We start from the raw sequence: 16459 nt of genomic DNA on the forward strand, positions 1-16459 counted from the left end.
CATGAGCAATCAAAAGTTATACCGTTATCTTGATTCATCTGAAAAAATTAAGTTAGACCCTGAAGGGTATCTTGTTAATCAACAGCAATGGAACATTGAAATTGCTAATTTACTTGCTGAAGACGAAGGGCTAACCCTCACAGAAAAGCACTGGGAAATTATTCAGTTAGTACGCGATTTCTATAACCGATATGAGATGGCACCCGCGATGCGCCCATTGGTCAAAGCAACTAAACAGACCCTGGGTGACGATAAAGGAAATTCGATTTATTTAATGACGCTGTTCCCAGGTAGCCCACCAAAACGTATTGCTCGTATTGCTGGCTTGCCTAAGCCAACAAATTGTTTGTAGTGCTGCTTGCTTTAAGCAGCCTACACTAAGTCGCCCCGGGTACAAACGGAAAGCACGACTGCATCTTCTGGGCTGGTAGACACAAGGGCATGGCCCATATCACTATCAAAATAAATACTATCGCCTTCGGCTAACACCAGCGGGGCATAAAACTCCGTGTAAAGCATGATGTCACCCTGCAAAATCATTAGGAATTCTTCGCCATCGTGGCGTACCCACTGATGATACTCATCAAAACTGCGTGCTCTGACAATAGTTTTAAAGGGAATCATGCGCTTTTGAGCAAGCTGATGCCCTAGTAATTCATGTTCGTACGTTGGGGTGGGGTGTAGCTGACCTTTACCTTTACGGGTAAGGTCTCTACGCCCCATGGTATAGCGTTCACGCTTTGGCGGAGTAAAAAGCTGGGGCAAATCGATGTTCAGCCCTGTAATTAGCTTTTGAACCACACTGAATGTTGGCGACACCTGATCATTTTCGATCTTAGAAAGCGTTGACCGTGCTAAGCCTGTGCGCTGGCTAACGTCCTCCAGTGTCCACTGGTTAGCAAGGCGAATCTGTTTTAATCGTTCACCCAACCGTAAAGGTTCGACAAAGGGCTTACGCCCTGAGGCTATGCGCAGCGCAGCATGCTCTTCAGAAGTAGCGGTCATAAAAGTCACGTGAGTAAACGTCAATAGAGCCGCATGTTATCACACTCGTCCAGTTTTAATGTGGCACAGTTTTCAAGCAATACAGTGCAACGAGCTGCTGTAGTTGTTGGTACCCTTTATGGAACATCCATAAAAGGTAAACCCAATAAAGCTTTTAAGTGGGCTTCTGCACCACTGGCAAGCGTCTTAGGGTTATAGCCTCCTTCAAGCACAGAAACCACACGGTTTTCTGCATAAAGGGCCGCAATCTCCATTGCTAAGTGCGTTACCCAATAGAAATCTTCATCTTCTAAACAAATGTCTCCCATTGGATCGTCACGGTGAGCATCGAAACCAGCAGAAAGCATCACCAAATCTGGTTTGAACGCATGAAGAGCAGGAAGCCACTGTCGTTCTATAATGCGTCTAAACTCAGTACTGTCAGTGCCTACTTCTAGCGGTGTATTAACTACGTTTTGCCATTCACTGCGTAAATAGCGCCATGGGTAAAATGGATATTGGAAGCTGGTGCATATCAATACCTCAGGATCGTTTTTGAAAATATCGATAGTGCCGTTACATTGATGGACATCAAAATCGAGAATTGCAATACGCCTAGCGCCATATTTAGCTTTAGCGTGGGCAGCACCAACGGCAACGTTGTTATAAAAGCAAAATCCCATTGCATCAGCTGCTTCTGCATGATGACCAGGTGGTCGTACTGCACAAAAAACATTATCTGCTTGGCGTTTAAAAACCTGATCAACACCACGGATAACGGCACCTGCGGCTACTTTTGCCGCTTTTAAGCTATCGGGGTTCATCATTGTGTCGCTATCGAGCGTAACAATGCCTTCATCGGGAACGCACTTCTTGAGTGCGTTAAGATGCCTGACCGGATGCACTCTTGCTAATGCTTCGTCACACGCTTCTTTGGCATCTGCTTGCATGGTTTGTTGAAGAAGTCCCGCTAGGGATAGGCGCGCGCGTATCGCCTCAAGCCGCTGCGGACTTTCAGGATGTTCAGGCCCCATATGATGCAATGAGCAGTCGGGGTGGGTAAGGTAGGCAGTAATCATGCAAGTGCTCCGAAGACAATATCGACACCTTAATCGTCCCGGGGGCTTGCGCGACAGTGTCAATAAGTCGTACATAGTGGCTATTAATTTCAGGGGAGACGCATTCGTGAGTACACGCTTTTTGCATCATTTTTTCGAACCGCGCACAGTGGCCGTGTTCGGTGCCTCTGAAAAGCCAGCGTCGTTAGGGGGGTTAGTGCTTAATAACCTTCAGGAGGGCGGGTTCAAAGGAAAAATATGGGCAGTCAATCTTAAAGGGTACGACAAGGTTTTTGGCGTAAATTGTTTCCGTACGGTAAATGAGCTGCCTGAAATTCCTGATCTAGCAGTTATTTGTTCTCCTATTGATGGCGTTCCTAGCCTTATCAAAAAGCTTGGCCAGTTTGGTGTAAAAGCAGCTCTGGTACTTTCAGGTGGTGCTTACCTTGATCGTGAAACGGGTAATAAAGGGTCTATCCGGCAGCGTATGCTGCAATCAGCGATAGAGTCCGGTATTCGTGTGTTAGGGCCAGAGTGCATGGGCTTGATTGTGCCTGGCAAAAAGCTGAATGCCTCCTATGCTAGTCAGCCTGTAAAAGCGGGCAGAGTGGCTTATTTAGGGCAGTCGGGGATGCTAGCCAATGCCATGATCGATTGGGCGGCTGGTCGTGACGTTGGGTTTTCGCACCTAATAACGGTAGGCGACAGTGTCGATGTATTGCTGCCAGATTTAATTGACTACGTAAATCAGTTCTCTCCAGCGCAAGCCATTTTGCTACACCTCGAGCGAGTAATGGACGCTCAACATTTTATGACCTCGGTACGTGATGCCTCGCGTAACCGCTTGGTTGTCGCTATTAAAAGCGGTCGAACGCCACAATCTGATATTTCTGGCATGGCGCCAACCCCGGGTATTGCTAATCGTGACGTGGTGTTTGACGCGGCTTTTGCCCGCGCGGGTGTTGTTCGTGTTAATGACTATGATGAGCTGCTGGATGCGCTTGAAACTTTATCGCGAATGAAACCGCTACGCGGTGATCGCTTGGCAATTGTCTCTAATGGGTTAGGGCCTGCCATGCTAGCAATCGATAAACTGATTAGCGCTGGTGGGAAGCTGGCAGAGTTTACCGAAGAGACCCAGCGCGCTCTGCATAAAAGTCAGGTAGATATGAGCAAACCCGGTGAAAACCCGGTGGATCTAGGAGGCAATGCGACGCCAGAGCGGTTTGTTGAAGCGCTAAAAATTGTTACTGCGGATCCTCATGTAGATGCAGTTCTGGTGGTACACGCGCCTACCCGTTTAGCCCCCTCATTGGCCACCGCCCAGGCGTTAATTGATCACCGAAAGTCGTTTAAGCGCAATTTGCTGACAAGCTGGATGGGGCTGAAAGAAGCATTGAACGCCCGGCATATTTGCAATTTGGCTGGTATTCCTACCTATACGTCGCCAGAAAAGACGGTGAAAGCATTTATGCATATGGTGGACTACCAGCGTGTTCAAGCGCTACTGCATGAAATTCCGCCTAGCTTACCCTTTTCCACCAGCGTAGAGATTCGTGCGGAGTGTCGCGCACTGATTAAAAACGCCAAAGCGGAGGGGCGACAAACGTTGACCCATTCCGAAACGGCTCAGGTATTAGAAGCCTACGGCATTCCTGCTGCGCCTAGTGTCTACCTGGCAAACCCTGAAGAAGCATTGGCAATGGCGGATCATTTTCCTGGGCATAAGGCACTAAAAGTCATTCACGAAGGTAACTGTCGACCTTATCGTTATCGCAAACATCCTCATAAAATTTCCGCAGGGTTGCTCCAGGATTTAGAAACGCCGGAACAAATTGCGGAAGGTATCCGCCAGCTAGGCGACAAGGTTCGCGAGAAATTTCCCGAATATGCCATTCGCGAATACTGTTTACAGCCCATGCAACGTGGTAAACATTCAATGCAGATTTGTGCGGGTATTACTCGTGATCCTGTATTTGGTCCACTTATTGTGTTTGGCATTGGTGGTTACAAAGTGAATGTGTTGGCAGATCGTCAGGTAGCATTGCCACCACTGAACATGAGCTTGGCCGCTGACGTAGTAGGCAGAACCCATGCGGCTTCATTGATTCGCGAGCATTCGGCTGATCCTGAGCGGGATATTCAACGGCTATGTCAGCTGTTGGTCAAGCTGTCACAGATGGCGTCCGACTTAGGCGACTTGAGAGGACTGGAGCTCAATCCACTACTGCTGAACCGTGATGGGATGTTAGCAGTAGATTTTGCGATGGATCTAGGCACACCTGCGCGATTTGCCATCATGCCTTACCCTGAAGAGTTACGTGAGTGGGTAACGCTCAAAAATGGATGGCGTGTAGAGGTTCGCCCCATCCGCGCGGAAGACGCGCCCCTAATTACAACGTTTCACAAGCAGTTGTCAGAGGAGAGCATTCGTTTTCGCTACTTCCACAATAAATCTAATTTAACCCAGCGTGATTTGTCGATTCTGTCACATATTAACTACGATCGTCAGATGGCTTTTATTGCTGAACATCAACACGATGACGGTAGCAAAGAGATGTTAGGCGTTGTACGTGTGTGGAACGACCCCGACAATATTCGTACGGAATTTTCGGTCATCATCCGTGACGATTTACAGGGGCTGGGCATCGGTAGTCTGTTGATGAAAAAGATGATCGATTACTGCACCAACATTGGCACGCTCGAAATGATCGGCAAAATTATGGTCGATAATCATCCCATGCGCGCTTTGATGAAACACTTGGGCTTTAGATGCCGTTACAACATGGAAGAGCAGGTCATTGATGCTGTACTGAAGCTTAACGAACCGGAAAGTGAATGGCAGAGACATCGGTTGGAGAGTCTGCCTGATTAGATTACATGCTGACATGATTAGGCCCGACTCTTTTGAGGCGGGCCTAATCATGAAATGGCAACAGCGCTACATCAAAGGGCTAAATTAAGGAGCTAAGCGAAAGCGGCTCCAATCGCCGCCGTCACGCCGTTCAAAGCGGAGGCGGTCGTGAAGACGACTGGGTTGCCCTTGCCAGAACTCAATCATTTCCGGATTAACTCGATAACCACCCCAATGATTCGGACGCGGTATATCTTGGCCTTCGTAGGCTTGTTCAAAGCGCTTTTGACGCTCTTCAATCCAGTTGCGATCGGGGATTACTACGCTTTGTGTGGCAATCCAAGCGCCGAGTTGGCTGCCGCGTGGGCGGCTCGAAAAGTAGTCATCAGACTCTTCATGGCTTACTTGCTCGACAGGCCCCTCAATACGGATCTGGCGCGACAGCGAAGGCCACCAAAAAGTCATTGCTGCATAAGGTACATTGCTTAGCTCGCTGCCTTTATGGCTGTGATAGTTGGTGAAAAACACCATGCCGCGCTCATCAAATCCTTTTAGTAGCACAACCCGGGCATGAGGACGGCCCTGGCTATCTACAGTAGAAAGGGTCATCGCGTTGCCATCTTTTCCTTCTGTTTCTAGCGCTAGGCTAAACCACTCATCAAACAGAACAAAAGGGTTGTCGGGGGCCTGATCTTCGTCAAGGCGGCCACCTTCATAATCGCGCCTAATGTCAGCTATATTGCGTGTCATTGAATGCTGCTCCCTTTAAGTTTTGTTCATATTCGCTGGTCTTTTTGCAAAGCTCAAGCTCTGTCTCGTGGCCCTGCTTAGAAGCCTTAATCAGAGGATGGAGATACATGACCAACCTTAAGCTGTTTGATTGTATAACGCGTTGACCACCTTCTGTAATGCGTTCTATCAGAAACATAGAAGAAATGAGAAAATGTATGAACTACAGACAAAGGGCAATTTAATGCAGCACGATAGAAAACAGGTAGCCGTTTGGGATGTCTTTGTACGTTTATTTCATTGGTGTCTGGTGGTGGCCGTAGCCGTTTCTTTCTACACCACAAAAACTGACGGCATTCCGTTTTTGTTTCCCATTGAGGTGCATGCCCAAGCCGGCTACCTCATTATTGGTTTGCTGATTTTTCGCATCATTTGGGGCGTCTTAGGCACTACTTATGCGCGCTTTAGCACCTTTGTATACGGGCCTAGAGACACGGCAGTGTATACCAAGGCGCTGTTCAAGCGCCGTGCGCCACGCTATGCAAGCCACAACCCACTAGGTGGCTGGATGGTAGTGCTTTTATTACTCTCACTGAGCTTTCAAGCGGTGAGTGGGCTGTTTCTTAGTGACGATATCTTTTTTCAGGGACCGCTTTACGGTTTGCTAGACCGAGACATAAGTGGCGAACTAGCCAGCTTGCATGCACTCAATAGCGATGTATTGCTTATTCTCATAGGGCTTCATCTTGTGGGTGTCGTGGTGCATGCTCTGCAGGGAGAGAATTTAGTAGCGGCGATGGTGACGGGCATCAAACGTTTTACGAGTGAACCGGTTGATATAAAACAGACCCACCGAACTAAACACCACCTGTTTGCGCTAGGTGCTTTTTTAGTAGCGGCAGGCATATGTGGCTGGTTATGGTTTTATCCCTACTAGCGCATCTCTTTTACTCTTAGCGCTCGCTAAGCTTACCCTTGGCGCTGTTGGCGGCTGCGAAAACGTGCGTACGCCATGCAACCAGTGAACAGCGCCAGCGAGATAACCGCCTCAAGTACACCGCGCATACCTTGCCCAGGCAAGGTGGCTAACATGACGCCTTGGGTAAAGTAGAGCAGGCTGACAAACGCTAACCAAGCATGACCCCTAGCACGCTGACCAATGATAGAGGGGAGAAATAGTAACAATGGCAATACAAAAGCGACCACAGGACGCCAGTTAAAGGTGTCTCCTTGGATAAAAAAGCCTCGGTAAATAACCAGTAGCAGTAAAATAACAAAGCTGACCAGGACTAACTGCCTTGCTTGCCGTGTGAGCTTATCTAGTCCGTGTTGGGCTTCTAGACCTTCTAACCACTGCCTCATGCAGATTCCTCCTGACGCATTGCATGTAGCGCAAGCGCCAATTTAGCTAACCGTTTACCTTGGGCAAGACATAAGGCGCGCTCGTGTTCATCAACAGAACGGTCGCTTCGCGCACCAGCGACATGGCTAGCCCCATAGGGTGTGCCTCCCGTTTGGGTATTCAGCAGGGCGGTTTCATTATAAGGGATGCCTGCGTAGACCATGCCATGGTGCAGCAGTGGAATAAGCATAGTAAGTAGTGTGCTTTCCTGGCCGCCGTGAAGGCTTGAAGTGGACGTAAACGCACAGGCAGGTTTGTCGATTAATGCCCCGTTCATCCACAAACTACTTGTAGTATCAAGGAAGTATTTAAGCGGCGCGGCCATATTGCCAAAGCGTGTAGGGCTGCCCAATGCTAAAGCACTGCAGTGGCGCAAATTATCAAGATCTGCATAAACGGCTCCTTCTTCCGGAATCTCAGGGGCAACGGCTTCACAGGTAGTGGAGACAGGCGGCACAGTGCGCAGGCGGGCTTCTATGCCGGGCATGCTTTCGACACCCGCCGCTATTTGGCGTGCCATATCCGCAGTGGCTCCAGAGCGCGAATAATAAAGAATCAGAACAAACGGCGTCGAATCACTCATGAGATATCCCAGGGGTAAGGGCTAAAAAGGCATTACTGTAATGGTTGTCTATGTTATCAGAGCTGCTTGTTGGACAGGAGAGGTCAATTGACTCAGCGTTGGCAATCGAACATAAACCCAAACCGTTGAACCATCGGATAAGGTTTGCTTTATACGCTCATAACGGATGCCCAAACGCTCATATCGGTCTAAACGCGCTAACTGATCGGCGGTGACTGCTAACCGTAAACCCTCTACAACGCTATTGGCATCGGGAGCCAGATCAAGGCCCTCTTTTGTAAAGCCTTCAAGCCGAGCTGGCTGTGGGTTACCTGAGCTGCCCATCACCACCCAGCGCACTGGCGAGTAGCGCAATGTACCGTACACAAACACATGGTGGGTACGTTGTTCGATGACCGGTAGGTGAGCGGGGCGTTCATAAAACCATGGGCTGAGCATGGTTAACCATAACCAGCCCGCGCTACCAACGGTAAGTAATATACCGAGTGCCGCTAATCGTTTTAACCACTTCATATAACCTCCTTCCATTGGGCTGGCGATCCGCGTCGTGTCAGATGTTAATGAAAACAAGTCTTAAGCAATGTCAGTGGGTTTGCTAGGATAGGCAGTAGACGCTTAGGCATTAGACCCTACCGGAGGAGCCTGTTATGAACCAGTCACTTCATGGCGATATGGATTTCCGTGCGTTAGTTGGTGATGTTAAACCACTAACCAAGCGTAACCGCGCAGACACAGGCACTCAGCGTCATCAGCCGTCTGAGGCTCAGCTAGCTCGCCGTGACAGCGCCCAAGAGCAGCTAGAAGAGCGCAATTTCTTATCTGACGATTTTGTTGATCTTTTGCCGCCTTTTGATCCAATGGAATTCCGCCGGGAAGGTATTCAACAAGGGGTCGTCGATAAACTGAAACACGGAGGTTACAGTGTTCAGGCGCAGCTGCATCTTTTACGAAGGCCGTTGTCAGAGTGCCGCAGAATGCTTTTTCCGTTTATTCAAGAAGCTTACGCCCATGACCTTCGTTCTGTGCTAATTGTGCATGGGAGAGGGCGAGAGGTAGACAGCCCTGCAAATGTCCTACGCTCTTACCTAGCCAAGTGGCTTAGTCAGTTTGATGAAGTACAAGCGTATGTCTCTGCGCAGCCTTCAGAGGGCGGCCTGGGGGCTACCTGGGTCATGTTGCGTAAAAGCGATCGGGCTAAAATGAATAATCGTGAGCGCCAGCAAAAACGTCGCGGTTAATAAACTCGTTATTATGAAGCAAAAGGGCAGCTGTGGCTGCCCTTTTGTTGCTAGCTCTGTCTTTGCGTCGACCTATGCATTGACAGCGTTATTGCTTGTTACTATTCACTGGCCAATAAGCGGCGTTCGAACAGTGCTTGGCGCTGTTCAACGTCAGTTTGATAGCGAACGCTGAACATATTAAGCGCACGGATAGCATCATCAGGGTGCTGGTCATCACGCAAGGCCATAGCGGTAAAACCACAGCGGCGCATGTAATCCAACTGATCGACTAGAACATCACCGACAGCACGTATTTCACCGGTATAGCCATAGCGTTCGCGCAGCAAACGGGCCAGGGTATAGCCACGTCCGTCAGTGAATGCTGGGAAATCAACGGCAATAGCGTTGGTTCCGCTCAGCTGCTGGCCAAGTTCAGTGGTTAACTCGGTATCACTTGAAAGCAGCGGTGCTAGCTCGACATCGTCTTGGTTCGCTTGCCAGAGTGCCAACGGCACAAAGGCAGGACGCTGTTCAGGAAGTGTTTCTGTGTCATAAGAGACACACCAAGCATTTTCGGCGGCCAGCTCACCATCAGCGATCAGATGGTCGACATGTACTGGCGTAAGCTCAACCGCGTCAGTTTGAGTGTCATTGCTGGGCATAAACACGCTCCTTAAAGGGTTTTAAGCCAATACGGCGATAGGTGTCGAGGAATCGCTCGTCTTCATGGCGTTCGGCCACATAGACTTGAAGTACTTTATCGACCACGTCTGGTACATCTTCGCGGAAGAAGGAGGGCCCAAGGATTTTGCCTAATGACGCATCGTCTGTTGAGTTACCGCCAATTGAGATCTGGTAATACTCTTCGCCTTTTTTATCAACGCCAAGTATGCCGATGTGACCAACATGGTGGTGCCCACAGGCGTTCATGCAGCCTGAGATGTTGAGATCCAAGGGACCGAGATCGTAGAGAAAATCCAGGTCTTCAAACCGCTCCTGTAGTGCTTGAGCGATAGGAATGGAGACCGCATTGGCCAAGCCGCAGTAGTCGCCACCAGGGCAGCAGATAATATCGTTCAGCGTACCCACTGTTGGGTTAGCCATGCCCAGTGCATCAAGCTCTTTCCAAAGTGCTTCCAGTTCGTCGACGGGAACGTCAGACAGCACCAGATTCTGTTCGTGGGTCACGCGGACTTCACCAAAGCTATAGCGATCTGCCAAGTCGGCGACGGCTTCCATCTGGTCTGCAGTGACGTCGCCAGGCGCGTGCTCGCGGCGCTTAAGCGAAAGGGTCACGGCTTTATAGCCCGAAACTTTGTGGTCGGTGACGTTATTTGTCACAAAGCGAGCTAAGCTGCGATTTTCGCCGCGTAGTCGTTCGAATTCGGCAATGGCGCTATCAGTAACCGGACGACGCGCTGGCTCGGGGAAATGGATCTTGGCCGCATCAACCGCTGCTTGGTTGAGTGTTTGTGGGCCATCTTTAAGGTGCGCCCACTCTTCATCAACGCGACGACGGAACTCTTCAATACCGAGCGCTTTGACCAGTATTTTAATACGTGCTTTAAACTTGTTATCGCGACGACCAAATTGGTTATAAACGCGAACACACGCTTCCAAATATGTTAGCAAATGCTGCCAGGGCAAGTCCTCGCGCACTACGTCGCCAATCATCGGCGTACGGCCAAGACCACCACCGGCTAACACTTTAATGCGTACTTCACCGTCTGCGTTATGCCATAACCGTAGGCCGATATCATGCACTTGGATGGCTGCACGATCCTGTGCGGCACCGCTGACGGCAATTTTAAATTTGCGCGGCAGATAGGCAAACTCAGGATGTAACGTCGACCATTGGCGAATTAACTCACACCAAGGGCGTGGATCTTCGACTTCATCACCCGCGATACCGGCAAATTGGTCACTGGTGGTATTACGGATACAGTTGCCACTGGTTTGAATGGCGTGCATTTGTACTTTGGCTAGGTCTGCCAAAATATCGGGCACATCTTCCAAGGCGGGCCAGTTCAACTGCAAGTTTTGCCGAGTCGTGAAGTGACCATAACCACGGTCATAACGACGGGTAATGTCCGCTAATGCACGAAGCTGTTTGCCTGCCAACATGCCGTAAGGAATGGCAATACGTAGCATGGGCGCATGCTTCTGAATATAGAGGCCGTTCTGGAGCCGCAATGGGCGAAACTCTTCTTCTCCCAAACGCCCGGCGCGGTAGCGGTCCATCTGGTCACGAAACTGAGCAACACGCTCGTCAACCAACGTTTGGTCGTGAATATCATAACGGTACATGTGGCACGATCCTGCTAAAAGCGAAATGGTCACGTCGAGACGGACGGTAATGTGCCGCCACCTTAACGCGGGCGTCATATTCTACAAAAGAATATATAATTATCTTTTTATCGCTAAATGGTATTTATGGTTCATAAGTCATAGCGCTTGTGCTAACCAGCGTCGACGCTGCCAAACCCATAAGAAGCTGCCGGAATTGAGCGAGCGGTAAAAGAGTTGCACTAACCAAACACCGAGTAGCCCATAGCCCAGTTCAATACCTACCCACCAAGCCATTGGTAAGAATACCAACCACTGTATACTCAAAGTAAGCAGCATCACTGTTCGCTGGGCTCCGGCGCCCATTAATGCCTGAGCCAGCACCAGGGCGGCTGCATCTAGCACAATCATAAGGCCAGTAATTTGTAACGGTAGAGTACCCAGCTGAATGAGCGAAGGGTCTTCGAAGAAAATAGTCAGAACCGCTGCAGGGAACAAGAGCATGGGGAGTGCCAACACGGTTAGCATCACGCCAGCGACACTTAAAGCGTCGATCCCCCAGCGGTGAGCCGCCTGTAGATCATCTCGACCTAATGCTTCTCCCACCAAACTCATCGCTGCGATGCCAACACCGACCCCAGGTAAAATAAGCAGCAACGATAAATTCACTAACACATGGCCAACAGCGACACTTTCCGTGCCCATCCTGCCTAATAGCCAGAACAACACCACATAACCTGCTGCGAACCACACTTGTTGCATGGAGTGGGGAAAGGCGAGTAATAGCGTTGTTTTTAGTGAGTGCAACGTCTGCTTCTGTTGGGTAAGCGCACCAGCGTGATACGTTACGCCCGCCCAAATGAGTAGCCCAAGCAGTAAAGAAAGCGTTGTACCAATACCCGCGCCACTGATACCCAGCGCCGGAAGGCCGCCGATGCCGTAAATTAGCCCGGCGCTGGCAATTACGTTAAACACATGCACAATCACAATAATGCGGAGGTAAAGGTGCGTGTGCTGTCGCCCGTTCCAGTAACCACGAAAGCAAAGTGTCAGGGCAATCGCTGTTAACGACACCACGCGCCAGCGGAAATACTCCACGGCAATGGCCGTCACATCATCGGCAGGCGCAATCACTTGTATTAGCCAAGGCGCTTGCCACCATGCCAGGCACGAGAGTGGAAGGGCGACGATTACCGCGATAAGCAAGCCCGAGTGAAGTGAGCGAGTCAGTGGGAAGTGTCTTGCGCCCAGGTCCTGAGAGGTTTGTGACTGGACGCTGGAGGAGAGGCCAAATACCAGCGCTGTCATCATAAACATGGCATAGCCGCCGATACCAACCCCTGCCAAGGCTTCTTGTCCTAAATGCCCGACCAATGCAGCGTCAATAAGGTTGAGCATGCTTTGTGAGAGCATGCCCAACATGATGGGTAAGGCTAGGCGCATTACCTTACCTTGGCGGCGACCCACTGGCGACATCAGCTAAACGTTAGCTAGGATCGTAGGAAAGCACCGGAGAGAGCCAGCGCTCCATTTCTACTAGTGGCATTTGCTTACGCTGTGCAATCGCTTCCACTTGATCCCGAGTGATTTTGCCCGTAGAGAAGTATTTTGACTGTGGGTGGGCGAAGTACCAACCAGATACTGCCGCCGCAGGCCACATGGCAAAGTTTTCGGTCAGTGCCAAGCCGGTGTTTTGTGTCGCATCAAGCAGCCGGAACAGCGTGGCCTTTTCGGTATGGTCAGGGCAGGCTGGGTAGCCGGGAGCAGGGCGGATACCCTGGTATTTCTCGGCAATTAGGGCGTCGTTATCTAGTGTTTCTTCCGGTACGTAGCCCCAAAACTCTTTGCGCACACGCTCGTGCATGCGTTCGGCAAACGCCTCTGCCAAACGGTCAGTTAATGCTTGCACCATGATGGCGTTGTAATCGTCACCAGCTGCTTCATAGGCTTTGGAAAGTTCATCAACCCCATGGCCTGTGGTAACCGCAAAGCCCCCAATCCAGTCGGCTTTGCCGCTCTCTTTAGGCGCAATAAAATCTGCTAGGCTGTAGCAAATACCATCACGCCCTTTGGTGGTCTGCTGGCGAATGTGATGTAAACGCTCAATAACCTCGCTGCGGCTTTCATCGGCATAGACTTCAATGACATCGTCATCAACGCTGTTAGCGGGCCATAAGCCAATCACACCACGCGCCTGTACACGTTTTTCGTCGATTAGCTTGCGCAGCATTACTTTAGCATCGGCAAACAAATTGCGTGCAGCATCGCCAACTATTTCATCTTCAAGGATTTTGGGGTACTTACCGGCCAACTGCCAGCTCATAAAGAATGGCGTCCAGTCGATTCGCTCCACCAGCTCTTCAAGGTCGTAGTTATCAAAGGTTTTTAGACCCAATATTTGGGGCTTAACCGGGGTATGGCTGCTCCAGTCGGTACGAAAGCGCCGTTTTCGAGCTTGGGTGTAATCCAAATCCGCCGCTTTCGGGCGACGTTTGGCGTTACGCTCGCGTACTTTTTCATACTCTTCACGAATTTCGCTAACGTAGGCTTCTTTCAGATTAGGTGCCAGCAAGCGACCCGCTACCCCAACGGCTCGGGAAGCATCTGTCACGTAAATCACCGGGTGATCGTACTGTGGCTCAATTTTTACCGCGGTATGCGCTTTAGAGGTGGTGGCACCGCCAATTAGCAGCGGCAAATCCATTCCTCTACGCTTCATTTCTTTGGCAACGTGCACCATTTCATCAAGCGATGGGGTGATTAGCCCAGAAAGCCCAATAATATCGGCGTTATGATCCAGCGCTGCCTGGAGGATTTTTTCGGTGGGCACCATCACGCCTAGATCGATAACTTCATAGTTATTACACTGCAGCACCACGCCGACAATGTTTTTGCCAATATCGTGAACATCGCCTTTAACCGTGGCCATTACGATTTTGCCTTTGGCTTTGGTCTCTTCGCTTTTTTCCGCTTCGATATAGGGAATCAGATAGGCGACTGCCTGTTTCATGACACGGGCCGACTTAACCACCTGGGGAAGGAACATTTTTCCTGCGCCAAACAGGTCGCCAACCACGTTCATGCCGTCCATCAACGGGCCTTCAATCACTTCTATAGGTCTTGCAGCCTGGGCGCGAGCTTCTTCGGTATCCTCTTCTATGTACGCCGTTACGCCTTTTACTAACGCGTGCTCGATACGCTTATTAACTGGCCAGCTGCGCCACTCCAGATCCTCTTTTTTGGCCGCGCCGCTGCCGTCGCCCTTGTACTTGTCGGCAAGGTCAAGTAGCCGCTCGGTGCCATCGCTACGACGGTTAAGTACAACGTCTTCTACGGCATCACGCAGCTCGGCGGGTAGGTCGTCATACACCGCCAATTGGCCCGCATTGACGATGCCCATGGAGAGGCCAGCGCGAATGGCGTGGTAGAGAAACACCGAGTGGATGGCTTCACGAACGGGATTATTACCCCGAAATGAAAACGAGACGTTCGATACGCCGCCGGAAATCATCGCATGGGGCAGGTGTTCACGAATCCACTGGGTGGCCTCAATAAAATCGACGGCGTAGTTATTGTGCTCGTCTATGCCGGTAGCAATGGCAAAGATATTAGGGTCAAAAATAATATCTTCGGCAGGGAAGCCGATGTCATCGACCAGTAAGCGATAGGCGCGCTCACATATTTCAGTTTTGCGAGCGAAAGTATCCGCCTGACCTTCTTCATCAAACGCCATGACCACGATGGCGGCACCAAAGCGGCGACACTTAGTGGCTTGTTCACGGAACGCGGCTTCGCCTTCTTTTAGCGAGATAGAGTTCACCACCGCTTTGCCTTGAACACACTTTAAACCCGCTTCGATGATGTCCCACTTAGAGGAGTCGATCATGATCGGCACGCGAGCGATATCGGGTTCGCCAGCGATTAAATTCAGGAAACGAACCATCGCTTCCTGGGACTCCAACATGCCTTCATCCATGTTGATGTCAATAATTTGTGCGCCGTTTTCGACTTGCTCAAGGGCAACTTCAAGCGCGGTAGTGAAATCTTCTTCGACGATTAACCGCTTGAAGCGCGCAGAGCCTGTCACGTTAGTGCGCTCGCCCACGTTGACGAACAGAGAGTCGGCTTCAATGTTGAAGGGCTCTAAGCCAGATAGGCGGCAGGCATGGCTGCGCTTAGCCACGTTACGAGGCGCCATGGAGCTAACAGCCTCAGCAATGGCTCGAATATGCTCAGGGGTTGAACCACAGCAGCCACCAATAATATTGACCAGTCCGCTTTGTGCGAATTCGCTGACAATAGCGGCCATTTCCTCTGGTGTTTGGTCATACTCACCAAACTCATTGGGCAGACCCGCATTAGGATGCGCAGAGACAAAAGTATCGGCTTTAGTGGAAAGCTCTTCGATATACGGGCGCAGCTCTTCAGCACCTAGGGCACAGTTCAAGCCAACTGAGAGCGGCTGGGCATGGCGAACTGAGTTCCAGAATGCTTCGGTAGTTTGGCCAGAAAGCGTACGACCTGACGCATCAGTGATCGTACCGGAAATCATCACCGGTAGCCGTGTGCCCAGATCATCAAATAGCTCTTCAAGAGCGTAAATAGCGGCTTTGGCATTAAGTGTGTCGAAGATGGTTTCGATCATAATAAGATCGGCACCGCCTTCGATTAACGCACTAGCAGCTTCATAATAGTTCTCGCGAAGCTCATCAAAGGTGACGTTGCGTTTCGATGGATCGTTCACATCCGGCGACAGCGACGCGGTGCGCGAAGTTGGCCCAAGTACCCCGGCAACATAACGCGGGATATCCGTTTCGGCAGCTACGGCGTCACAAACGTTACGCGCCAGGCGCGCCGACTCGCGGTTTAACTCGGGCACTAGGTCTTCCATGCCATAGTCTGACTGGGAAAGACGCGTGCTGTTAAACGTATTGGTTTCGATGATGTCTGCGCCAGCTTCTAAGTAATCGCGGTGGATACGCGCTACTAAATCAGGGCAGGTAAGTGCTAATAAATCGTTATTACCCTTAAGATCCGATGGCCAGTTACGGAAACGGTCACTACGAAAATCGTCCTCGCTGAGTTCGGCGTTCTGCAACATGGTGCCCATGCCGCCGTCCAAAATCAGGATGCGTTGGGCAAGGCGTTGGGTGAGGGAAGCAGTCAAATCACTAGCAGCCATGGCAGGGGGGAATCTCCAGCGTCTCGGTCAAAAAAGGATATTTTTATAGTCGTCGTTATAGTGTGAGCGGCCACTATCATAACAAAGGGCACACCATAGGGCAGCAAGTAAGGGCGTGAAGTTATTGCAGTATCTGCATTAGGCACGTTCATATACCTAGC

The 16459-nt window shown here is 50.5% G+C and carries 14 protein-coding genes; 4 read left to right on the plus strand and 10 right to left on the minus strand.

From position 1 onward, the window contains the following. The first annotated feature begins 1 nt into the window (after position 1). A complete protein-coding gene (locus tag K1Y77_RS08345) occupies positions 2-352 on the plus strand; it encodes a TusE/DsrC/DsvC family sulfur relay protein (protein ID WP_030073025.1) in 351 nt (116 codons plus the stop codon). A gap of 20 nt (positions 353-372) precedes the next feature. Here K1Y77_RS08345 and K1Y77_RS08350 read toward each other — a convergent pair whose 3' ends face one another. Together K1Y77_RS08350 and K1Y77_RS08355 are read right to left on the minus strand one after the other, a co-directional pair. Further along, the gene (locus K1Y77_RS08350; RefSeq protein WP_030073024.1) at positions 373-1005 is read right to left on the minus strand and encodes a helix-turn-helix domain-containing protein; all 633 of its coding nucleotides are present in this window, start codon (positions 1003-1005) and stop codon (positions 373-375) included. Between the two features lie 116 nt (positions 1006-1121). After that, positions 1122-2063 carry a histone deacetylase family protein gene (locus K1Y77_RS08355; protein ID WP_030073023.1) on the minus strand — a complete coding sequence of 314 codons (942 nt, stop codon included), beginning with the start codon at positions 2061-2063 and terminating at the stop codon, positions 1122-1124. Between the two features lie 106 nt (positions 2064-2169). Between K1Y77_RS08355 and K1Y77_RS08360 the strand changes: the two genes are divergently transcribed. Continuing rightward, the gene (locus K1Y77_RS08360; RefSeq protein ID WP_264431323.1) at positions 2170-4917 is read left to right on the plus strand and encodes a bifunctional acetate--CoA ligase family protein/GNAT family N-acetyltransferase; all 2748 of its coding nucleotides are present in this window, start codon (positions 2170-2172) and stop codon (positions 4915-4917) included. Positions 4918-5001: 84 nt separating this feature from the next. On the opposite strand, the gene pdxH is transcribed toward K1Y77_RS08360, so the two are convergent. Continuing rightward, positions 5002-5646, minus strand: coding sequence for a pyridoxamine 5'-phosphate oxidase (pdxH, locus tag K1Y77_RS08365; protein ID WP_030073019.1), 645 nt, complete (start codon positions 5644-5646; stop codon positions 5002-5004). Positions 5647-5869: 223 nt separating this feature from the next. Between pdxH and K1Y77_RS08370 the strand changes: the two genes are divergently transcribed. Continuing rightward, positions 5870-6562, plus strand: a complete 693-nt coding sequence (locus K1Y77_RS08370) for a cytochrome b/b6 domain-containing protein (RefSeq protein WP_264431326.1) — start codon at positions 5870-5872, stop codon at positions 6560-6562. 32 nt (positions 6563-6594) lie between these two features. Here K1Y77_RS08370 and K1Y77_RS08375 read toward each other — a convergent pair whose 3' ends face one another. The 3 genes from K1Y77_RS08375 to K1Y77_RS08385 are packed head-to-tail and all read right to left on the minus strand — an operon-like array spanning position 6595 to position 8123. Further along, positions 6595-6987, minus strand: a complete 393-nt coding sequence (locus tag K1Y77_RS08375) for a DUF2069 domain-containing protein (RefSeq protein ID WP_030073016.1) — start codon at positions 6985-6987, stop codon at positions 6595-6597. Next, a complete protein-coding gene (wrbA, locus tag K1Y77_RS08380) occupies positions 6984-7610 on the minus strand; it encodes an NAD(P)H:quinone oxidoreductase (RefSeq protein WP_264431328.1) in 627 nt (208 codons plus the stop codon). Before wrbA ends, K1Y77_RS08375 begins: the two co-directional genes overlap by 4 nt. A 48-nt stretch (positions 7611-7658) precedes the next feature. Beyond that, on the minus strand, positions 7659-8123 hold the full coding sequence (locus tag K1Y77_RS08385; protein ID WP_030073011.1) for a gamma-glutamylcyclotransferase family protein: 465 nt from the start codon (positions 8121-8123) through the stop codon (positions 7659-7661). A 134-nt stretch (positions 8124-8257) separates the two neighbouring features. Here K1Y77_RS08385 and smrA point away from each other — a divergent pair, with 134 nt between their 5' ends. Next, positions 8258-8848 (plus strand): DNA endonuclease SmrA, encoded by a 591-nt coding sequence (gene smrA, locus K1Y77_RS08390; RefSeq protein ID WP_030073008.1) that lies wholly within the window; start codon positions 8258-8260, stop codon positions 8846-8848. A gap of 101 nt (positions 8849-8949) precedes the next feature. Here the strand turns inward: smrA and K1Y77_RS08395 are convergent, their stop codons facing one another. From K1Y77_RS08395 to metH, 4 genes are all read right to left on the minus strand, one after another. After that, positions 8950-9492 carry a DUF934 domain-containing protein gene (locus tag K1Y77_RS08395; RefSeq protein WP_030073005.1) on the minus strand — a complete coding sequence of 181 codons (543 nt, stop codon included), beginning with the start codon at positions 9490-9492 and terminating at the stop codon, positions 8950-8952. Further along, positions 9479-11137, minus strand: a complete 1659-nt coding sequence (locus K1Y77_RS08400; protein ID WP_030073003.1) for a nitrite/sulfite reductase — start codon at positions 11135-11137, stop codon at positions 9479-9481. The genes K1Y77_RS08395 and K1Y77_RS08400 overlap by 14 nt, the downstream gene beginning before the upstream one ends. Before the next feature lie 138 nt (positions 11138-11275). Continuing rightward, positions 11276-12592: an MATE family efflux transporter gene (locus tag K1Y77_RS08405; RefSeq protein ID WP_264431333.1), complete on the minus strand. Its 1317-nt coding sequence runs from the start codon at positions 12590-12592 to the stop codon at positions 11276-11278. Between the two features lie 10 nt (positions 12593-12602). Continuing rightward, positions 12603-16298 (minus strand): methionine synthase, encoded by a 3696-nt coding sequence (metH, locus tag K1Y77_RS08410; RefSeq protein ID WP_030073001.1) that lies wholly within the window; start codon positions 16296-16298, stop codon positions 12603-12605. Positions 16299-16459: the final 161 nt, after the last annotated feature.

Origin of the sequence: Halomonas qaidamensis (assembly GCF_025917315.1) — a bacterium.
In the GTDB taxonomy this organism is placed as follows: domain Bacteria; phylum Pseudomonadota; class Gammaproteobacteria; order Pseudomonadales; family Halomonadaceae; genus Vreelandella; species Vreelandella qaidamensis.